This is a genomic window from Zobellia galactanivorans, assembly GCF_000973105.1.
GTDB classification, from domain to species: domain Bacteria; phylum Bacteroidota; class Bacteroidia; order Flavobacteriales; family Flavobacteriaceae; genus Zobellia; species Zobellia galactanivorans.
Genome location: NC_015844.1, coordinates 3,196,146 through 3,214,849, shown reverse-complemented (window position 1 = coordinate 3,214,849; position 18,704 = coordinate 3,196,146). Strand labels below are relative to the sequence as shown.

At 44.0% G+C, this 18,704-nt stretch carries 13 protein-coding genes; 3 read left to right on the top strand and 10 right to left on the bottom strand.

Annotated features, from left to right (window positions below; genetic code table 11):
• Window positions 1–35: 35 nt before the first annotated feature.
• Window positions 36–962 carry a malate dehydrogenase gene (locus ZOBGAL_RS13005; RefSeq protein WP_013994094.1) on the bottom strand — a complete coding sequence of 309 codons (927 nt, stop codon included), beginning with the start codon at window positions 960–962 and terminating at the stop codon, window positions 36–38.
• 353 nt (window positions 963–1,315) lie between these two features.
• On the opposite strand from ZOBGAL_RS13005, the gene ZOBGAL_RS13000 reads away from it, so the two are divergent.
• Window positions 1,316–1,690 carry a hypothetical protein gene (locus tag ZOBGAL_RS13000; RefSeq protein ID WP_013994093.1) on the top strand — a complete coding sequence of 125 codons (375 nt, stop codon included), beginning with the start codon at window positions 1,316–1,318 and terminating at the stop codon, window positions 1,688–1,690.
• Between the two features lie 438 nt (window positions 1,691–2,128).
• On the opposite strand, the gene gyrB is transcribed toward ZOBGAL_RS13000, so the two are convergent.
• A complete protein-coding gene (gyrB, locus tag ZOBGAL_RS12995; RefSeq protein WP_013994091.1) occupies window positions 2,129–4,081 on the bottom strand; it encodes a DNA topoisomerase (ATP-hydrolyzing) subunit B in 1,953 nt (650 codons plus the stop codon).
• A gap of 352 nt (window positions 4,082–4,433) precedes the next feature.
• Window positions 4,434–6,098: an asparagine synthase B gene (asnB, locus tag ZOBGAL_RS12990; RefSeq protein ID WP_013994089.1), complete on the bottom strand. Its 1,665-nt coding sequence runs from the start codon at window positions 6,096–6,098 to the stop codon at window positions 4,434–4,436.
• A 239-nt stretch (window positions 6,099–6,337) separates the two neighbouring features.
• On the opposite strand from asnB, the gene ZOBGAL_RS12985 reads away from it, so the two are divergent.
• A complete protein-coding gene (locus tag ZOBGAL_RS12985; RefSeq protein WP_013994088.1) occupies window positions 6,338–6,886 on the top strand; it encodes a DUF2911 domain-containing protein in 549 nt (182 codons plus the stop codon).
• 58 nt (window positions 6,887–6,944) lie between these two features.
• On the opposite strand, the gene ZOBGAL_RS12980 is transcribed toward ZOBGAL_RS12985, so the two are convergent.
• From ZOBGAL_RS12980 to ZOBGAL_RS12970, 3 genes are all read right to left on the bottom strand, one after another.
• Window positions 6,945–8,564, bottom strand: coding sequence for an amidohydrolase (locus ZOBGAL_RS12980; protein WP_013994087.1), 1,620 nt, complete (start codon window positions 8,562–8,564; stop codon window positions 6,945–6,947).
• 75 nt (window positions 8,565–8,639) lie between these two features.
• On the bottom strand, window positions 8,640–9,062 hold the full coding sequence (locus ZOBGAL_RS12975) for a hypothetical protein (protein WP_148560709.1): 423 nt from the start codon (window positions 9,060–9,062) through the stop codon (window positions 8,640–8,642).
• Between the two features lie 75 nt (window positions 9,063–9,137).
• The gene (locus tag ZOBGAL_RS12970; protein ID WP_046287927.1) at window positions 9,138–9,902 is read right to left on the bottom strand and encodes an NYN domain-containing protein; all 765 of its coding nucleotides are present in this window, start codon (window positions 9,900–9,902) and stop codon (window positions 9,138–9,140) included.
• A 164-nt stretch (window positions 9,903–10,066) separates the two neighbouring features.
• Between ZOBGAL_RS12970 and ZOBGAL_RS12965 the strand changes: the two genes are divergently transcribed.
• Window positions 10,067–10,855, top strand: coding sequence for an NIPSNAP family protein (locus tag ZOBGAL_RS12965; RefSeq protein ID WP_013994084.1), 789 nt, complete (start codon window positions 10,067–10,069; stop codon window positions 10,853–10,855).
• Window positions 10,856–10,869: 14 nt separating this feature from the next.
• On the opposite strand, the gene ZOBGAL_RS12960 is transcribed toward ZOBGAL_RS12965, so the two are convergent.
• The 4 genes from ZOBGAL_RS12960 to ZOBGAL_RS12945 all read right to left on the bottom strand — a co-directional run bounded on the left by ZOBGAL_RS12960 (window position 10,870) and on the right by ZOBGAL_RS12945 (window position 18,562).
• Window positions 10,870–11,991 (bottom strand): OmpA family protein, encoded by a 1,122-nt coding sequence (locus tag ZOBGAL_RS12960; protein ID WP_013994083.1) that lies wholly within the window; start codon window positions 11,989–11,991, stop codon window positions 10,870–10,872.
• Between the two features lie 101 nt (window positions 11,992–12,092).
• Window positions 12,093–13,571, bottom strand: a complete 1,479-nt coding sequence (locus ZOBGAL_RS22725) for a hypothetical protein (RefSeq protein ID WP_052725549.1) — start codon at window positions 13,569–13,571, stop codon at window positions 12,093–12,095.
• Window positions 13,572–13,691: 120 nt separating this feature from the next.
• Window positions 13,692–15,446 (bottom strand): TonB-dependent receptor, encoded by a 1,755-nt coding sequence (locus tag ZOBGAL_RS12950; RefSeq protein WP_013994081.1) that lies wholly within the window; start codon window positions 15,444–15,446, stop codon window positions 13,692–13,694.
• A 98-nt stretch (window positions 15,447–15,544) separates the two neighbouring features.
• Window positions 15,545–18,562, bottom strand: a complete 3,018-nt coding sequence (locus ZOBGAL_RS12945) for a tetratricopeptide repeat protein (protein ID WP_013994080.1) — start codon at window positions 18,560–18,562, stop codon at window positions 15,545–15,547.
• Window positions 18,563–18,704 lie beyond the last annotated feature (142 nt).

The following is an 18,704-nucleotide window of genomic DNA, read 5'->3' as shown; positions in this document are numbered from 1 at the left end:
TGGAACAGATGTTAGAGTTTCATAGGACTGAGCGACTATAATTCTAAAAGCCCGTTGGTCTTTTTAACACCTGCCGCGCTTTCCTGCATTTTCGCCTTTTCAGCTTCGCTTAAAGGAATATCGACTATTTTTTCGATACCGTTTTTACCCAAAACAACAGGTACACCTATACAGATATCGTTAAGGTCGTATTCACCTTCCAATAAGGTAGAACATGGGAAAATCTTTTTCTGATCACAAGCAATAGCCTGTACAAGCCCAGAAACGGCAGCACCTGGTGCATACCATGCACTCGTACCCAACAACTTCGTCAAAGTGGCCCCACCGACCTTAGTATCTTCGGCCACCTGTTGTAAACGGTCTTCAGACAAGAATTCGGAAACACGGATACTGTTTCTTGTAGCGTGCGAAGTCAACGGAACCATACCCGTATCACTGTGCCCACCTATTACCATACCATCAACATCGGAAATCGGAGCTTCCAATGCTTCGGCCAAACGGTATTTAAAACGCGCGCTATCCAAAGCACCGCCCATACCTATAATTTTATTCTTTGGAAGACTTGTAGTCTTGTGTACCAAATAAGTCATAGTATCCATAGGATTACTTACCACGATCAAAGTCACATTAGGTGAATGCTCGACAAGGTTGGCCGACACCGTTTTTACGATCCCTGCATTGATCCCTATCAATTCTTCACGGGTCATCCCTGGTTTTCTCGGGATACCGGAAGTAATTACGGCAATATCACTATTGGCCGTTTTAGAATAATCACTGGTTACACCTGTAATTTTGGTATCGAAACCGTTTAACGATGCGGTTTGCATCAAGTCCATTGCCTTACCTTCAGCGTATCCTTCCTTGATATCCAACAAGACCACCTCAGATGCAAAATTTTTAATGGCTATATACTCGGCACAGCTTGCACCTACTGCTCCTGCCCCTACTACGGTAACTTTCATTTGTTATGGTTTATTTATTATTAAAGACTTTTTTTTCGACCTTTTGATTTGATACCAAACCAATTACACCTGACATTAGCTGTCAAAGAACCGATTTAGACCGATTAGAAACCAAATTTTCAAAAGGGTTTCCAAAAATAAACAATCTGAAAAGAAAACTACCGTGAAAAGTAGGTTAAATGGCAGAAATATCTTCGACGAAATACTCGGTGAAATGCACTCCTGTTAAAATTAAATGCGCTTTAACGAAGAATAAAGCCTTTTGTTGCCATACGTCGAATTATAGCAATAGGAGTTTGCAATTGGCCGTTCTTAAAGTATAAAATCCCCTAATCACCAAAAAAAACATCACAATGAAAAAAGTCTTTTCATTATTATCAATAATAGCCATCATTCTCGTCAGCAACTGCTCACGGATTCCCGAAAACGACAATCCCGTAATCGGTATTTGGTCAGATATTGAAGTGGCTCCGGCCAGTACCACCGCAAAGTCACAAACCGTACGAAAAGAATGGATATTCAACGACGCCTACTTAGGTCGATACCACCGAAAAATAAACGGCAGCATCACTTTTAAGACCGATTTTAAATGGAGCTACGAGAATGACAAATACATTATATCTTATCCTGGAACGGACATGGAGGACCAAGTGCTTTCGATGAAATCTTCGGAAGAAGGCAATACCTTGGCCGATGCCATCGGCAACGTAATAGCCGTTCGGGAATAACAATTTTACTAGGTTTCAAATACGCAAAAGCCATATTCTTAAATGAATATGGCTTTTTTAACATCCTTACTTTCCGCTTCGACCGAAATATCCGCACAGCTGACAAACGATGGGCCCACCCATATTCGAGTCCATAACCCATAATCATAAGACGGAGGCCGCCATGGTAAGCCACAAGAACACAAGCCTGCGACAATAAATAGCCGCCCCAATAACTCGAGAAAGCCTCAAGGCATGTTACCCCCTACCGAACGAAGGTAATGCCGTCACATCATCGGTAAACTTCCTAAAACCCCATCCTTTTTTTCCATACAGCAGAACGAACAAGGTAAGGGGACCCCAAAATCGCATCCAAGGTTTTAGGAGTATGGCAATACCCCTAAAACAGTTCGTCCGCCAATTGGCGGACGAATATTTGTTGTAAAAGAAACCGAATTCCTATGCGTCAATGTTCGCATAAACGGCATTCTTCTCGATAAACTCCCTACGAGGAGGAACTTCATCCCCCATCAACATGGAGAATACCCTATCGGTTTCGGTTGCATTGTCTATCGTAATCTGACGCAAGGTCCTAAATTCAGGATTCATGGTAGTATCCCACAATTGTTCCGCGTTCATCTCACCCAGACCTTTGTAACGTTGAATACTTACACCTCCACTGTAACTATCGGCGATTTCATCACGCTCTTTGTCAGACCAGGCATAACGTTTCTTAGAACCTTTTTTCACCAAGTACAATGGTGGGGTCGCTATATAAACGTGCCCACCTTCTATAAGTTCGCGCATATATCTAAAGAAGAAGGTCAAGATCAAGGTTTCAATGTGACTACCGTCAACATCGGCATCACACATGATTACCACCTTATGGTAACGCAATTTCTCTAGGTTCAACGCCTTACTATCATCTTCGGTACCTATGGTAACCCCCAATGCGGTATAAATGTTTTTTATTTCCTCGTTTTCAAAGACCTTGTGTTGCATAGCCTTTTCAACGTTCAGGATCTTACCCCTCAAAGGCAGGATCGCCTGAAATTTACGGTCACGGCCCATTTTTGCCGTACCGCCCGCAGAATCTCCCTCAACAAGAAAGACTTCACATTGTGTGGGATCTTGTTCGGAGCAATCCGAAAGTTTCCCGGGTAGACCACCTATACTCATAACGGTCTTACGCTGTACCATCTCACGAGCTTTGGTAGCGGCGTGACGCGCCTGGGCGGCAAGGATTACCTTTTGTACGATAACCTTGGCATCATCAGGATGTTCTTCCAAATAATCGGACAACATTTCAGAAACCGCTTGGGAAACCGCCGAAGATACTTCCCGGTTTCCTAGTTTAGTTTTTGTCTGCCCCTCAAACTGAGGCTCGGCCACCTTAACGGAAACGATAGCGGTAAGACCTTCCCTAAAGTCATCACCCTGAACCTCGAATTTCAACTTCTCGAGCATTCCCGAAGCATCGGCATATTTTTTCAAAGTAGTCGTCAGACCCCTTCTAAAACCTGAAAGGTGCGTACCCCCTTCATGTGTATTGATATTGTTTACATACGAGTGCAAGTTTTCGGTATAACTCGTATTGTAGATCATGGCCACTTCAACGGGAATGTCGTTTTTCTCGCCTTCCATTGAGATAACACTCTGGATCAACGGTTCACGATTGCCATCTAGGAACTTAACAAATTCCTTAAGACCTTCATCCGAATAAAAGGTTTCGGAAAGGAATTCACCTTTCTCGTCTTTTTGCCTTCTATCGGTAATACTGATAGTCACACCTTTGTTCAAGAACGAAAGCTCTCGCATTCGGTTCGCCAAAGTTTCGTAACTATACTCTATGGTTTGCTGAAAAATTTGATCATCGGGATGAAAGGTTACCATGGTACCCCTTTCTTCGGTCTCACCGATACTCTTTACCGGATACAGCGCCTTTCCGCGTTCGTATTCCTGCTCCCAGATCTTACCATCCCTATATACGGTAGCCTTCAACCTATCAGAAAGGGCGTTCACTACGGAAACACCCACCCCGTGAAGTCCACCGGACACCTTATAGGAATCTTTATCGAACTTACCACCGGCACCGATTTTGGTCATTACCACCTCAAGAGCGGAAATACCTTCCTTCTTATGCAAGTCCACCGGAATACCCCTACCGTTATCACGGGTCGTAATGGAGTTGTCTTCGTTTATGATGACACTAATTGTATCACAATGACCGCCCATAGCTTCATCTATGGAGTTGTCAACCACCTCATAAACTAAATGGTGAAGACCTCTAACGCCTACATCACCGATATACATGGATGGACGCATACGCACATGCTCCATTCCCTCAAGGGCCTGGATACTGTCCGCCGAATATTGTTTTTTGTTTTCTTCCTTATTTGCTTCTTCGCTCATAAAATTAACTGGTTGTTAAACTTAATTTTTGGCAATCTCACAAATATACGCAAAACCCCATAGAATATAGGGTTATGACACAGTTATAACCCCTAAGTTATCAACAAAGATTGTGGAAAATTACAATTAGGGAAAACCGCCTTGAACTATATGGTTCTAAAGCCTATGTTTCCCTGATTAAAACCGAAGAAATGAAGGTTTCGAACACTCCCCACAGGCCTCATCTTTTGCGCCCCTTAGACCAAGATCTGTCCCTGCCGGACATATAACCGTAAATAAAAAGACCTGCCGGCATTTATAGCGCAGCAGGTCGATTTCCTAGCTAATTAAACGATTATTGTTCTAATCCCTTCTAATAGGCGTCATCGTGAACGTTTGCCACGGCCCTACCGGATGGATCGTTCATGTTTTTAAAAGCTTCATCCCACTCAAGGGCAATTTGCGTGCTACAGGCCACCGAGGCTTCCTGAGGAACACATAGGGCAGCTGCATCGGATGGAAAGTGCGATTCAAAAATAGAACGGTAGTAGAATTCCTCTTTCGAAGTCGGGGTTTGGACAGGGAAACGGAACTTGGCGTTGGCCAATTGTTCATCGGTCACTTCTTCGTTCACGATTTCCTTTAAGGTATCGATCCAACTGTACCCTACACCGTCTGAAAACTGTTCTTTTTGACGCCATGCCACGCTTTCGGGAAGCATATCCTCAAAAGCCTTTCTCACCACCCATTTCTCCATACGTTCGCCATTGATCATCTTGTCTTTAGGGTTGATACGCATGGCTACATCTATAAATTCTTTGTCCAAGAAGGGCACACGGCCCTCAATACCCCATGCCGCAAGCGATTTGTTGGCACGGAGACAATCGTACATATGCAATTTGCTTAGCTTACGTACCGTTTCCTCATGAAATTCTTTGTCGTTCGGCGCCTTGTGAAAGTAAAGGTATCCTCCGAAAAGTTCATCGGCCCCTTCGCCGGAAAGCACCATTTTTATCCCCATAGACTTGATTACCCTAGCCATAAGGTACATAGGTGTAGAGGCCCTAATGGTAGTTATGTCATAGGTCTCTAAGTTATAGACCACATCCTTGATAGCATCTAAGCCTTCTTGAATGGTAAATTTGATCTCGTGGTGTACCGTACCGATATGGTCCGCCACTTTTTGGGCGGCCGCCAAGTCAGGGGAACCTTCAAGACCTACGGAGAACGAATGCAACTGAGGCCACCAAGCATCGGTAGTGTCACCGGACTCGATACGTTTCTGAGCGTATTTTTTGGCAATGGCCGAAGTAACCGAGGAATCAAGCCCCCCCGACAACAACACACCATAAGGCACATCGGACATTAACTGACGGTGTACCGCCGCTTCCAAGGCTTCCTTGATCTCTTGAATGCTTGTTTCATTTTCCTTTACGGCATCGTACTCCATCCAGTCCCTTGAATACCATCTTTTGAACTCCCCATCTTCACTGCTCAAATAATGTCCTGGAGGAAAGAGTTCTATTTTGGTGCAGGTGCCTTCCAAAGCTTTCAATTCCGAAGCTACATAGAAAGTACCGTTCTGATCCCATCCGATATACAATGGAATAATTCCCATATGGTCACGGGCCACAAAATAAGAATCGTTCTCGGTGTCGTAGATGGCAAAACCAAATATACCGTTCATCTCATCAAGGAAATCGGCTCCCTTTTCTTGGTAAAGGGCCAAAATCACCTCACAATCGGATTCGGTCTGAAAATTATACTTTCCGTCGAATTGCTTTCGCAATTCCCTATGGTTATAGATTTCGCCGTTAGCGGCCAAAACCAATTTATTATCTTCACTGAACAAGGGTTGCTTACCTGAAGCTGGATCAACAATGGCCAGACGCTCATGGGCCAATATGGCCTTCTCATCTGCGTAAATACCACTCCAGTCCGGGCCACGGTGACGAATTTTCTTAGACATCTCCAACAACTGGGGCCTTAAAACATCTGAACTTTCCTTTAAATCAAATGCACATACAATTCCACACATAACGCTTTGTTTATTTCTAATTTGAAAGCAAAAATGCAACTAAACTTTCATTTATAAAACACAAACACCACTAATGATTTCATATTAACACACAAAAATACATTTCAACTCAATTATATTATTCTTTTGGCCGATTTCCTTTAAAAATCATCTTTTCTGTAAGTACTACCAATTTTAACGACTTTTTAATTGATTTTACCTTGAATACTAATTAGATTTATCACAAAACAAACACAATTATGAAAAAAGCACTTTTTGTAGCCTTTATGGCCCTTACGATGACCGTTTCAACCGATGCTATCGCACAGAAATTCAGTGGGTTGGACAAAAGCCCGATGGATATGGCTTCTTACCCTACCGATTACAAGGTTTCCGAAAAAACGGTACGTATCATCTACAGCCGCCCACAGCTAAAGGGTCGTTCGCTATCTGAACTTGCCCCTGCAGGAAAAGTATGGCGCACCGGTGCCAATGAAGCAGCGGAAATCACCTTCTACACCGACGTAGTTTTTGGCGGAAAACAAATCAAAGCGGGATCTTATTCCATCTTTACCATACCCGGGGAAAGCGAATGGACCGTTATTTTGAACAAAAACTTGAATCAATGGGGTTCCTATTCGTATGATGAAAGTGCCGATGTTGCACGTGTTAAGGCACCTAGTTCGAAAGATTCGAATTCCTTGGAAGAATTCTCCATCGCCTTCAAAGAAGCGGGAGCTGGTTTTGAAATGGTAATGGGCTGGGACAAAATCCGAGTGGCCGTTCCGATCGCCGCAGCAAAAATGTAATTGCACCTGAACCCTATAATAAGAAAAGCCGAAGTAAATTACTTCGGCTTTTTTGTTTTTAATGTAGTCGTTTTCCGTTCACAAAGGTCTGTTCCACCTTGATTTCCGGTACTTTTTCTATGGGTACTTCCATAAGATTATCGCTATAGACGACAAAATCGGCAAACTTCCCCACTTCTACACTACCCTTCTCATCTTCCTCAAAGTTGGAGTAGGCCGCCCATAGGGTCATTCCCTTTAGGGTTTCCTCTCGGGTCAAGGCTTCTTTTATCCGATAGCCCCCCTTGGGGTAATCCTCCAAATCTTTTCGGGCCACCGCAGCATAGAAGGTAAGAAGGGGATTCACCTGTTCCACGGGAAAATCGGTACCTAGGGCAATGGTTCCCGCTTTATCCAACAAGGTCTTATAGGCATACGCCCCTTTTTCGCGTTCCTCCCCAATTCTATCCTTAGCCCAGTACATATCACTGGTAGCGTGCGTAGGTTGTACGGAAGGAATAATGCCGTTCTTAAAATAATCGAAATTTTCAGGAGATATAATCTGTGCGTGTTCTACCTTCCAGCGCCTATTTTTCTGGCCTTTCAGCGCTTTTTCATAAGCCCTTAAAACCACCACGTTGGCCGAATCGCCAATAGCATGGGTGTTCATCTGGAAATCGGTTTTGGCAATAGATTGGGCAAGATCCTCTATTTGGGACACCGGTGTAACCATGGCCCCAAAATGACCGGGCATATCGGAGTAAGGTTCCCGCAAAGCGGCACCCCTCGAGCCCAAGGCCCCATCACCATATACTTTTACCGAGCGCACATTCAAACGTTCGGTCTTATAGGGTTTGCGTTTTAGATAGTACTCTAAGTTACTTTCCCATGCGCCTACCATAGCATATACCCGAATGGACAGGTCTCCGGTCTGATGAAGACTGTCGATGAGTTCTATAGTCGACCGATCAAGTCCCGCATCGTTTACCGTGGTAAGACCATAATCCAAACAAATACGTTCGGCGTCTTTTAGGGCCTTGGTTTGGCTGGCCCGATCCCCACCGGGGATTACGGCATAGACCATATCCATAGGGTTGTCGACCAACACACCTGTCAACTTCCCGTCTTGTTTAACAATTTCACCGCCTTCGACCTTGGTATCAACACCAATGCCCGCCCTATCCAATGCCTTTTGGTTGACCAAGAGCGCGTGCCCATCGATTCGTACTAAGGCCACAGGGGTATCGGGAAACAGGGCATCTAGTTTTTCCTTGGTCGGAAATTCCTTTACTTCCCAATCATTTTGGTCCCATCCACTCCCTAGAATAAAATCTTTCGGCTGGCTTTCCTGAAAGGCCTTGACGCTTTCAAGCACCTCATTATAGCTCTTGGTACCGGTCAAATCGACCACCTGTTGTTTTTGCCCTAATCCGAAAAAATGACAATGGGCATCAATAAGCCCGGGAGTTATCGTTTTCCCTTGGGCATTTACTATATTATCGGATGTATATTTTGCTTGGATTTCCGCAGAAGTTCCTACGGCTATGAATTTTCCGTTTTGCACGGCAAAGGCTTCGGCCTTGGTAAATCCACTATCTACCGTATAGACATTGGCATTGACAACAATTAAATCCACTTTATCCTTGGCAGGTTGGAACGCCAGAAGACATAGACATACCAAAAGCAATATATTTTTCATAACCCAGTGTGTTTTAACCCTCTAAATGTACACATTATTCGGTTTACTCCTAGGTCACTTAAAATTCGAGAGAACTTACATCACTTTCAACCTATCGGCCTTTATGCTATACGTGCCATCAGGGGAAGTATAGTTACCGGTCAAGGTATCTCCTTTTACGGTGAGTTCCACATCAAAAGTAGCACCTTCATAAGTGAACTTAAAACGAATGGTATTTCCCGACACCTTCACATTTTGACCAAAAACATCGGCTTCCTCAAACTTGACCACTACCTTGTTCTGTCCGTTTTCCTCAAAAATGGCGAGTCCTCCCCTACGATATTGTTCAGGAGCACTTTCTGCGGTATATCCCCATCTACCGTAAATTCCATTTTCTTGCACCGAAGAAACCATGATTTCCATCGCTTCGTCAACAATTGTAGGATGGGCCACACTTAAGGTAGGTACAAGCATAGCACCGGCCAATAGGGCAAACAGATTTTTTTTTATAATTCTCATATCTTCCATGGATGAATTTCGTTAGGCCCCATTCTAAAACGGGCTTATCTAACTAAAACGAACATATGGTCCTTATTATTTTGCAGATCGCGATTTAGGCTTTTCGGCCATTTTCACGTAAATGAGTTTTTTACGCCCTTTGGAATCTTCGCGTCGCTCCACTTCTATTGATTTTATGGAGCTTATCAATGGGGTCAACTTTTGAAAACCATAGTTTCTCGAATCGAAATTCGGTTGTTTTTTCTGCAAAAGACTGCCCACATCGCCCAAAAAGGCCCAGCCATCATCATCGGCCACATCGTCTATGGTAGAGGCGATCAAGCGTATTTCCTTGGCCGTTATCCTATCGACATTACTCTTTGCCGTTTTTTGATTTTTGGCACTGACGGCGTTATCTTCTTCCTCTTCATCCTTTTTAAGGATCTCTATGTAGATAAACTTATCACAGGCCACAATAAAGGGATTGGGGGTTTTCTTTTCCCCAATACCAAAAACCTGCATTCCCGCTTCGCGCAATCGCGTAGCCAAACGCGTAAAATCGCTATCACTGCTCACGAGACAGAAACCATTGACCTTGCCCGAATACAAAATATCCATGGCGTCAATGATCATAGCCGAATCGGTGGCGTTTTTGCCTTGGGTATAGCCATACTGTTGAATGGGGGTTATGGCATTTTCCAAAAGCACGTTTTTCCACTTTCCAAGACGTGGGTTCGTCCAATCCCCGTAAATACGTTTTATCGTGGGGTTTCCGTATTTGGCAATTTCCTCCATCATTTCCTTAACATAGGCCGAAGGAATATTATCACCATCTATAAGTACCGCAAGATTTAAATCCATATTCATTTTCTTTATTGCAAGATACATCGATTCTTTCAAAAAAACGAGACAATGCCACATCGAAAGAAGGGCGTAAACGAATTGCCCCTCATCTTGTCCTTAATTAGGTTTTAAAGGGGTTCTTTGTTAGATTTGGTACATTCAACACCATATACACCTCCATCATGAAAAAATCGGTAAACACATTTTTTGTAACGACCATTTTAATTTTTGTGTTTGCCTTTTCAGAGCAGGCCCAAGGGCAAGACCTCCAATTTTATCAATTAAAAACCTATTTTCTAAAGGACAGCCATCAAGAAAAAGTAGTCGACCAATATTTAAAAGAAGCCTACTTGCCCGCCTTGAAGAGAAGCGGAATCGAAAACGTAGGGGCCTTCAAACCTATTCCCAACAAAGAAGGTTCCGATCATAAAATATATGTACTGATACCTTTTGATTCCCTTGAGCAATTTTTGACCTTAGACGCTATGATCGCCCAAGACAAAAGCTATATCTCGGCAGGTGCCAACTACATAAATGCCTCCCACGACAACGCACCATACGAACGTATCTCCTCTACCTTAATGAAGGCCTTTTCCAAAATGCCGACGATGAAGGCGACAGAAATCACCGGCCCCAAAAAAGAACGGGTATATGAACTAAGGAGCTACGAATCGGCTACCGAGGCCTTATATCAAAACAAGGTGGATATGTTCAATGCCGGAGGGGAAGTGGAACTTTTCGAATCTTTGGGCTTCAATGCCGTGTTTTATGCCGAAGTTCTGTCGGGCGACCGTATGCCCAACCTTATGTACATGACCACTTTCAAGGATATGGAATCAAGGGATGCCCATTGGGACGCTTTTAGAACCGCTGAAAAATGGCTAAAACTAAAGGCAGAACCAAAATATCAGAACAATGTGAGCAAGGCCGATATTATGCTGCTCTACCCCACCGACTATTCCGATTATTAGAAAAAAAGTATAAATCAAGGCTTGGGGCCGCTGATAACAAATTCGACCCTTCTGTTCCGTTTCCTCCCTTGGGCCGTAGCGTTACTGGCAATGGGCCGCTTACCCCCATGCCCCTTCCAAGCCACCCGATTTTTTTCGAGTCCCAACCGAAGGAGGTAATCGGCCACTGCCTTGGCACGCCTTTCCGACAAAGATCGATTGTATTTTTCGTTTCCCACGGTATCGGTGTAGCCATTTATTGAAATATTCAAATTTTTATGTTCAGATAGGAAGGAATAAATTCTATCCACCTCTACCTTGGCCGTTTCAAGCAAGGTAGCCTTATCAAAGGTAAAGAGTACGTCTTCAAAGACATGGGTCTTATCCAGTTCAAAAGGTTTTGATGCCCTACCCACAATAGGGGCATCCGCTTTTACCTCATCGCTTTGGTCTTCCACAACTTCTACCATATCGACATAGTAATACGCCCCTTGTTTGGCATTTCGCTTCGTCTGAAAAAGTCGAGTTCGGGAATTATCCTTAAAGTTCCCCATGACCAAGTACTTCTCGGAGCCTTTTGCCTCAAACCGTGTATGCACCAATACCCAATCTTGGGTATCGGAATAAAAATTGGAATAGCCAATTTCGAGATAGTTATAGACGTTGTTCTTTTGCTGGTACAAGCGTTTTTTAGAAAGTTCCTTTTTTATAGGAAGCGCTATTTTGTTGTTCGAGAAAAGCACCCCGAATTCCTTGACGGCAAAATCGGAACGTTCGGCCAGGCTCACATAGAAGGAGACCTGATACCTAGTCCCTTTGCGCAAGGTCTCGGTCAATTCGACCTGAAAATATTCCCTGTAGTCATCGGGCGCGAACAAATAAAGTCCGGCATAACCTTTTCCGAAGTTTGCAGGTTGCACCCCATTAAAGTTCTTAGGGGTCCCCATTTCTAGGCTACAGCTATTAAAATAATCGGTGGAGCCGGCAGTGGGCGTTGACCAACCTTCTACATCCGTACTAAAGTTACCGAGGTGGCCTGGGCAGTGCAGAAAGCTTTCAAAACTTGGATTAGGAACCAAATTTTGCGACCGTACAGGGAGCGAAATACACACCCCAAGCCAAAGAAAAATCATCTGCCTTACTGAAAATCGGGCCATTTTAGCGCATTTAAATCCACCCTAAAATAGAAAAATAAAAAGTAGTGGATTTAGACGTCCCAAAAATACGTTGCCCATACACGGCAAGCGACAAAGCTATTTTAGTCCAATGAGTCTATATAGGCCTGTATGAGGTCTACGCCTTCCGTATGCAATTCGGAAACCCCTACAAGCGGCATTGACGGACCATAACCGGGATCGGTTCCCACACGGGACCGGATATCTTCTTTGAAATCTTCGATATGGCTTTCCGCATAGGAGGCCTCATATCTCAGATCAGGTCGAAGTCCCTCATTTGAGGGATGGTATCCCCCTGGCTGGTGGCAATGTGCACAATTGACGTCCATATACGCCTTGGCACGCTCCTCAAGCGTAAAAGAATCATCGATCCAATCGGGAAGCCTTTCGATTTCCGTAACCGAAGGTGCCCCAGAAAGCAGGCCTTTATCAATAAAATTCTGTAGTTGGTTTTTACCCTTGTAAACAAAGTTCAAATTTCTCGCTTTCGGACCAATAGGCACAGTAATACTGTTCAGGCCATGACACTGGGTACAATTGACCGAAAACGGCACCGTATACCCTACGGATTGGTTCGCTCCCGCACTATCGATCCAACTTATTTGTACCGTGGGGGCCTCAACACTTAAAACAGCTTCGGTCTGGTCTTCGTTCCATAGGTAATTACCCATGCTCCAAGCACCATTGACCTTGATCAATACACGCGTTTCAATTATTTTTTTTCCTAGGGATGGGTCTCTTTCATCATTATAATAGAAGAAGGTCTTACTGATTACGGTACTATCCGGAAATACCAAAAGGCCCTCCCCATTGTAGGTCATTTGCCCCCCTTCAGGAAGCGATATGGTCCGGAATTTCTGGGCGTAATCGGTATACAGCGGCGTACTCAAGCTGTATTCGTATGAAGTATTATTGGGAATCAAATCCGCTGGGTTGCCCCTAAATATTTTTAAGTCAGCCAAGGTCGGAAGAAAATCGGCAACGGCATATACCGTATCGTACAAGTAGGGATTGCTACCCGACGTAGCCTCATCACCGTTATTTACACCATCATTATCGCAGTCGGCATTCTTCCATATGGCATGTGCCGCATTGTAACCGGTATAATCTTCATTTTGCACGGGATCACAAGGGTCGTTTTTATCGGTTCCGTCAAGGTCTTCCTGAAAATCAAGAACCCCATCACCATCGCTATCGGTAATTTCGTTCACATAGGGATCCGTACCATTGGCCAGTTCATCGGCATTCGTAATTCCATCAGTATCACAATCGCCACTCAACCAAATACTATTATTGGCATCGTAACCCGTATAACCCGCTCCCTGTTCGGGATCACAAGGATTGCTCTTACTACTGCCGTCGAGAAGTTCATTTTGATCCGAAATACCATCGCCATCGGTATCGATATCGGAAGTAGTCGTCGTATCATCGGAGCCACAAGCGGCAAGCACCACCACCAAAGCCAGACTACCCAAACGGGCCACTTTCCTTTTAAAGGAAAAATTAGAAAAAGCCGAAATAGCGTACGGAGCTATCGATTTACTGAAGTGGTTGCGGAGCATGTTCAATTTTCTTTAAGCAATACTACCAAAAGTAGCTAATCTGGTATGAACCAAAGCGGTCCATAGACGAGAGCCTAAAAAAAATCGGTCGAATACACTTTACCCCATTTCACAAACGGATTACAAATCGAATTTATAGGTCAATCCGCCCATAACCTGCAATCCCTGAACGGGATAGTTCGCCCAACGCTGGTAATTATTATTGGCAATATTCGCCACCTTCAAGAAGAAGGAAAGTTGGTCGTTCCATCGGTATCCGACGTGAAAATTCGCATCAAAATATCCATCTAATGTGATAGGGGTCGCGAAAAAGTCGGCAGGGTTGCCACTGGCCGTAGCAATGGTAGCGACATCATCCCTTTCGCCTACATAAAACAAGTTTGCACCTGCATACCATTTTTCGCCGATTTGATAATCCATAAACAGCGAACTGGTGAGATTGGGCAAGTTCCAAGCGGGGTTATCGGTTTCGGTGTTATAATTAAAGTATTCTACATTGACCCCCAAGGTAAAGTTACGGTTCACATCAACATTCAATTCCCCAAAAGCCCCAATGGTCTTGACATCATCATAGAACACCTCGAACGAGTTACTGTAGTAGTATCCTTTTTCATCCGTTCTTGCATCGTTTCTAGGGTTGAGTTTATAGAGCGCCTTTCTGTTTTCGGTAGTATAACTCAGTTTTGCGTTATAGCTCAAATTAGGCAAAATCTGGCCTTTTAGACCTACATAGGCATCATACTGCTTATCGGTAGGAACAATGGTCAAACTTGGCGACACGTAGGGGTTGTCTTCCACAAAACCAAAATAGGAGTTTTGCATCAAATCTCCCTCTACCCCACCATACAATATGGCCATATCATCCAACAATCTGTACGATGCGGTAACCGCGGGATAGATATAAAAATTACCATCGCTGTTTTCCATATCAAGGCCATACACAAGGTTCACCCCTAGGTTCAAGGAAAAATCCTCGTTGGCCAATGCCAAGCTCGGGCTAATACCTACTTGGAGGTTACTGTAATCTATTCCGGGCGTATTGACGGGATTATTAAGACTGGAATTTTCGAAACTACCGCTCACATAATCGACCTTAGCTTTGATTCCTAGGTTTTCCTCGGCCACGGGAAATGAAAAGCCCGTTTTGAGAACGGCCCTGTTTTCACCGGATTTCACGGCATCCCAAAACCTTCGGTACTCTAGTTTTGCATTTTCAAAGTACGAATCCTCGACATTAATGTGCCCCGATGCTTCGGCCATATAATAATTTTGACGTTCATCGATGGCCTCTACCTCTTCTTTGGTAAAAGTAGCATCGGGAATACCGTACCAATTGTACAATTGATGCTGCGCCCCAATGTTCACGCCCCAATCAAAATCGCTATCGCGTTTGGTATAACTGGCATCCAATTCAGTATTCGAATAAATATTGTCTAGGGCCACACCATCAATATCGCCACGGGAAGAATTATGCCCCAAGCCCAATGTGTAACCAGACTCGCGGTCGATAGTCCTACTGGTGTAAAACTTTCCCATTAAATTGGCAGGGTTGCCCACACCGGCCGAAGCATATGAATTGTACAATACGGGCGGCGGGGTTTTCTTTACGGCAGAAGCCTTACCCTTGGCCGGGGTAAAGGTCGAAGCCACCGGAACCGAAAAAATACTATAGTTTATCTTTTTCTTTTGCAAGACGATGGAATCATTGAGATTGGGCATGGTCTTGATTTTAAAGGCATCGTTGATCGTTGGCGTATAGGCCTTGGTAACGGTAACGGTTTCAGTACCTATATCGTCTTTTTCCTCTTCTTGCGCTATGGCAAATTGAAAGACACCGGTAAGAAAAATAAGGCTAAGCTTTATATGTTTGTGCATTCTGTGTTCTTTTTTGAATTTACACCTGTAAAACGAAACCGGTTCTATAAGGCCCCGTTCAAATTCAATTTTCAATCGTGTTAAATCTATTTTCAATTTCAATCGGTTCTCACTGATGAATTGCTCTTGGCCTCCTTGGCTTTGATGATCGATAATTCACTTTTGGCCTCCGACACAATTTCAGCATACTGGCCGAAGTTGCCGATTACGCTGTCTAAAATATAGGTCGCCTGATATGCATCTCCCAAGGCATAGAAGTTCTTGGCCATAATAATCAAGCCTTTTCCACCCCATTCCTTATAGCCCGAATAGTCTTTCGCCAATTTCTGGACGGATATGTTCGAGTTCTCATAATCTTGGGCCTTGCTCTTAAAATAGGCATCGTAATAAAGTGCTTCGGCCGCCGTCGCCCCCGAGGCTATTTTCAACACATCGGCGTAGGCCTGTTCAGCCTTGCCCTCATCGCCCGTGGCAATGGCCGAACGCGCTATCATGATCTGTGCATCACTTTTGATGCGGTTATCGATGATCGGCGTGGCCAAAACCTTTTCCGCATAGTCTAAAGTTTTATCGTAATCCTTTTGCTCGTAGTAGCCCTTCATAAGGTTCGACTGGGCAAAGGTTCGGTTCTGCTGAATGTCGGCTTGGCTTTCCAAACGCTGTAGATAAGGCAATGCCGTTGCATAGTCTTGTTTTCCGATATAGATTTCACAAACCCTGGTCAAGGACTGCTCTGCAAACTCACTGCCCAATTTATCGGCAACGAAAATGTAGTAAGGTAATGCCTTCTCCTTTTCGCCCTTTGCAAAATAGAGTTGGGCCAGATTAAAGTTGGCCTTAACCGAATGCAAACCGTTAGGGAATTGTTTGATATAGCTTTCATAGCCTTTTATGGCCGCATCTTTTTTGCCTTCCATATTCTGTTTATCGGCAGACTCAAAAGTGGCATTATCGAGTTCACTATCGCTCACCTCAACAAAATCGAGTTTTTGTACCCATTCGCCATACTCATCTACCCGACCTAAATCTACATAGATCAACTTAGCGGTGGCCACGGCCTGAATCGCTTCTTGGGTATTGGGAAAGTTATGTACAACGGACTTAAATTCGGTCAAGGCCTGTTCGTTTCGGTTGGCGTTATAATGAACCAAACCTTGGCGCATCATGGCCTGTGGCACCAACGAGCTCCCCTTGTATTCGTTGATCAAACGTTGGTAGGTCTGAAGTCCCTGCTGTTCCTGCCCCGTAGAGATCAAGGTATTGGCCAACTCAAAGAGGGCATCATCCTTCAAGCTTGATTTCGGATAGGCCGAAACAAACCTTCGCAACTCTTCGATCTTGGTATCGCGTCGATCTACAAAACCATAGCTGATCCCTTTTTGGTACGCAGCATAATCTTTTTCCGGTCCGGATAGGGAAAGGGCCTTGTTGTAGGTTTCAATGGCCGGCCAATATTTACTCGTTACGAAATAACTATCGCCTAAACGCAAGTAACCATCATATAGTTTCTGTGTATCCTTGGATCCCGTACTCGTAAAATTACCGAAGTACGATATGGCATTACCATAATCCTTCAACTTGAAGTAGGTGTATGCCAAATTATAATCGAGCTCCTTATATTCTTCGGTCGATTTCGCCGCCGGATTTTGTTGAAATTGGATATAGTCTACCAAGGCATCGCCATAGTTATTGAGGGCATACTCCGCCTCGGCTTTCCAATAATTGGCCTTGGCCCTAAAAAGATTGTCTTCGGCACTCGCCAATGATTTTCCTAAGTTCTCGGCCGCAGCTTGGTAATCACCGTTCATGAACAATTCTATACCACGGTAATACGCTACTTTTTGATAGGTAGCCTTGCTGGCGTAGTTTTTATTTTTCTCAAGCAGCTCCATCGCCCCCGCAAAGTTCTTGGAAGTAATATACGAGTCTACCAAAAGCTCTTGCATCTCTTCCCTGTGGGCACTGTCGGGATATTTATCCAAATAATCGGTAATAACTTGGGGAACGGGCTCATAGGCATTTCCCACTTCATAACTCAAACGGGCATAGTTCAAATAGGCATCCTTTTGGATCTCTTGCGAGAAATCCATTTGGGAAGCGTTTCTAAACGCATTGAGGGCTTCCTGTTTTTTATCTAATTTTAAATAACACTCCGCCAAGTGGTAGTAGGCGTTTTGGGAAACACTGTTGGTACCCCCTATGATTTTATTGAACTGTTGTACCGCATTGGCATAGTCGCCCTGCTTGTAGTATGAATATCCCAAAAGGTAGTAATCGGTATTGCTCCATTTTCCTTTTTTTCCTTTGTAATCCTCAAGGTAGGGGACTGCACTGGCATAGTCCTTTAAATTAAAATAACTCTCCCCTATGATCTTGCTGAGTTCCGATTTTTCCTTACGGTCGCCCTTGGCCATTTGTTTCTTTGCCAAAGCAATGGCCTGATCGAACTTGCCCAGCTTAAAGTTCATATCGGCCTGATAATAATCCATCTTTTCCTCAAGAATTTCAGGATCTTGAATCTGGTCAAAACGTTGGTTGGCCGTATCGTAATCATCTTGCTGATAGGCTATATACCCCATGTAATACTTGGCCTGAGATCCGTAGACGGGTGAATTTTCAACTTTCTGAAGATAGCTTTCAGCCTGTTTTTGTTTTCCGGAGGAAAAAAGGGAATACCCATAATTGAAATTGAACTTGTCCATCTCTTTTCGGGACAGCGCCCCTTGATCGACCTTATTGTACCATTTCAGGGCATACGGATATTTTCCAGTTTCAAAATAATACTCGGCCACATCCACATAAGCAGAGTTCCTTTTTGTGGAGGTAGGATAATTGGCCACGAAATCTTCCATCAACCTATCGGCCCCGAGCTGGTTCAAACGCACCGCCGCATTGGCCTCATAATAGGCACTGTTAGCCTTGGTCTCTAGGTTATCGGTATTTTCCTTGACCTTTGCAAAGATAGATTGTGCCGCTTGGTATTGCTCATTGTTGTAGAGCGCCAGGGCATCTTGATATTCTTTTTGATCGTGAGTGTAAATTTTAGTTTCTTGGGCGACTCCCATAGAAACCATTCCCAGAAAAGCAGGGATAAAAGCGGTGATTTTTTTTAGCATAGTGTTCTAACTAGAAATATGTATTACCGTTAATTAAATTAATAACGTTGAATATTGCATCTAAGTATGCGATGCTTCTGTTTTCCCCTGATTTAAGCATACCCCATCAATTGATCTAAAGCCACATCAAAAAACAGACCAA

Excerpts from the sequence above, each read along its gene's own strand:
- ZOBGAL_RS12950 (WP_013994081.1), bottom strand. The coding sequence starts at position 15,446 with ATGCACAAACATATAAAGCTTAGCCTTATTTTTCTTACCGGTGTCTTT.
- gyrB (WP_013994091.1), bottom strand. The coding sequence starts at position 4,081 with ATGAGCGAAGAAGCAAATAAGGAAGAAAACAAAAAACAATATTCGGCG.
- ZOBGAL_RS12960 (WP_013994083.1), bottom strand. The coding sequence starts at position 11,991 with ATGGCCCGATTTTCAGTAAGGCAGATGATTTTTCTTTGGCTTGGGGTG.
- ZOBGAL_RS12985 (WP_013994088.1), top strand. The coding sequence starts at position 6,338 with ATGAAAAAAGCACTTTTTGTAGCCTTTATGGCCCTTACGATGACCGTT.
- ZOBGAL_RS12980 (WP_013994087.1), bottom strand. The coding sequence starts at position 8,564 with ATGAAAAATATATTGCTTTTGGTATGTCTATGTCTTCTGGCGTTCCAA.
- ZOBGAL_RS13000 (WP_013994093.1), top strand. The coding sequence starts at position 1,316 with ATGAAAAAAGTCTTTTCATTATTATCAATAATAGCCATCATTCTCGTC.
- ZOBGAL_RS12965 (WP_013994084.1), top strand. The coding sequence starts at position 10,067 with ATGAAAAAATCGGTAAACACATTTTTTGTAACGACCATTTTAATTTTT.
- ZOBGAL_RS12970 (WP_046287927.1), bottom strand. The coding sequence starts at position 9,902 with ATGGATTTAAATCTTGCGGTACTTATAGATGGTGATAATATTCCTTCG.
- ZOBGAL_RS12945 (WP_013994080.1), bottom strand. The coding sequence starts at position 18,562 with ATGCTAAAAAAAATCACCGCTTTTATCCCTGCTTTTCTGGGAATGGTT.
- ZOBGAL_RS12975 (WP_148560709.1), bottom strand. The coding sequence starts at position 9,062 with ATGAGAATTATAAAAAAAAATCTGTTTGCCCTATTGGCCGGTGCTATG.
- ZOBGAL_RS22725 (WP_052725549.1), bottom strand. The coding sequence starts at position 13,571 with ATGCTCCGCAACCACTTCAGTAAATCGATAGCTCCGTACGCTATTTCG.
- ZOBGAL_RS13005 (WP_013994094.1), bottom strand. The coding sequence starts at position 962 with ATGAAAGTTACCGTAGTAGGGGCAGGAGCAGTAGGTGCAAGCTGTGCC.
- asnB (WP_013994089.1), bottom strand. The coding sequence starts at position 6,098 with ATGTGTGGAATTGTATGTGCATTTGATTTAAAGGAAAGTTCAGATGTT.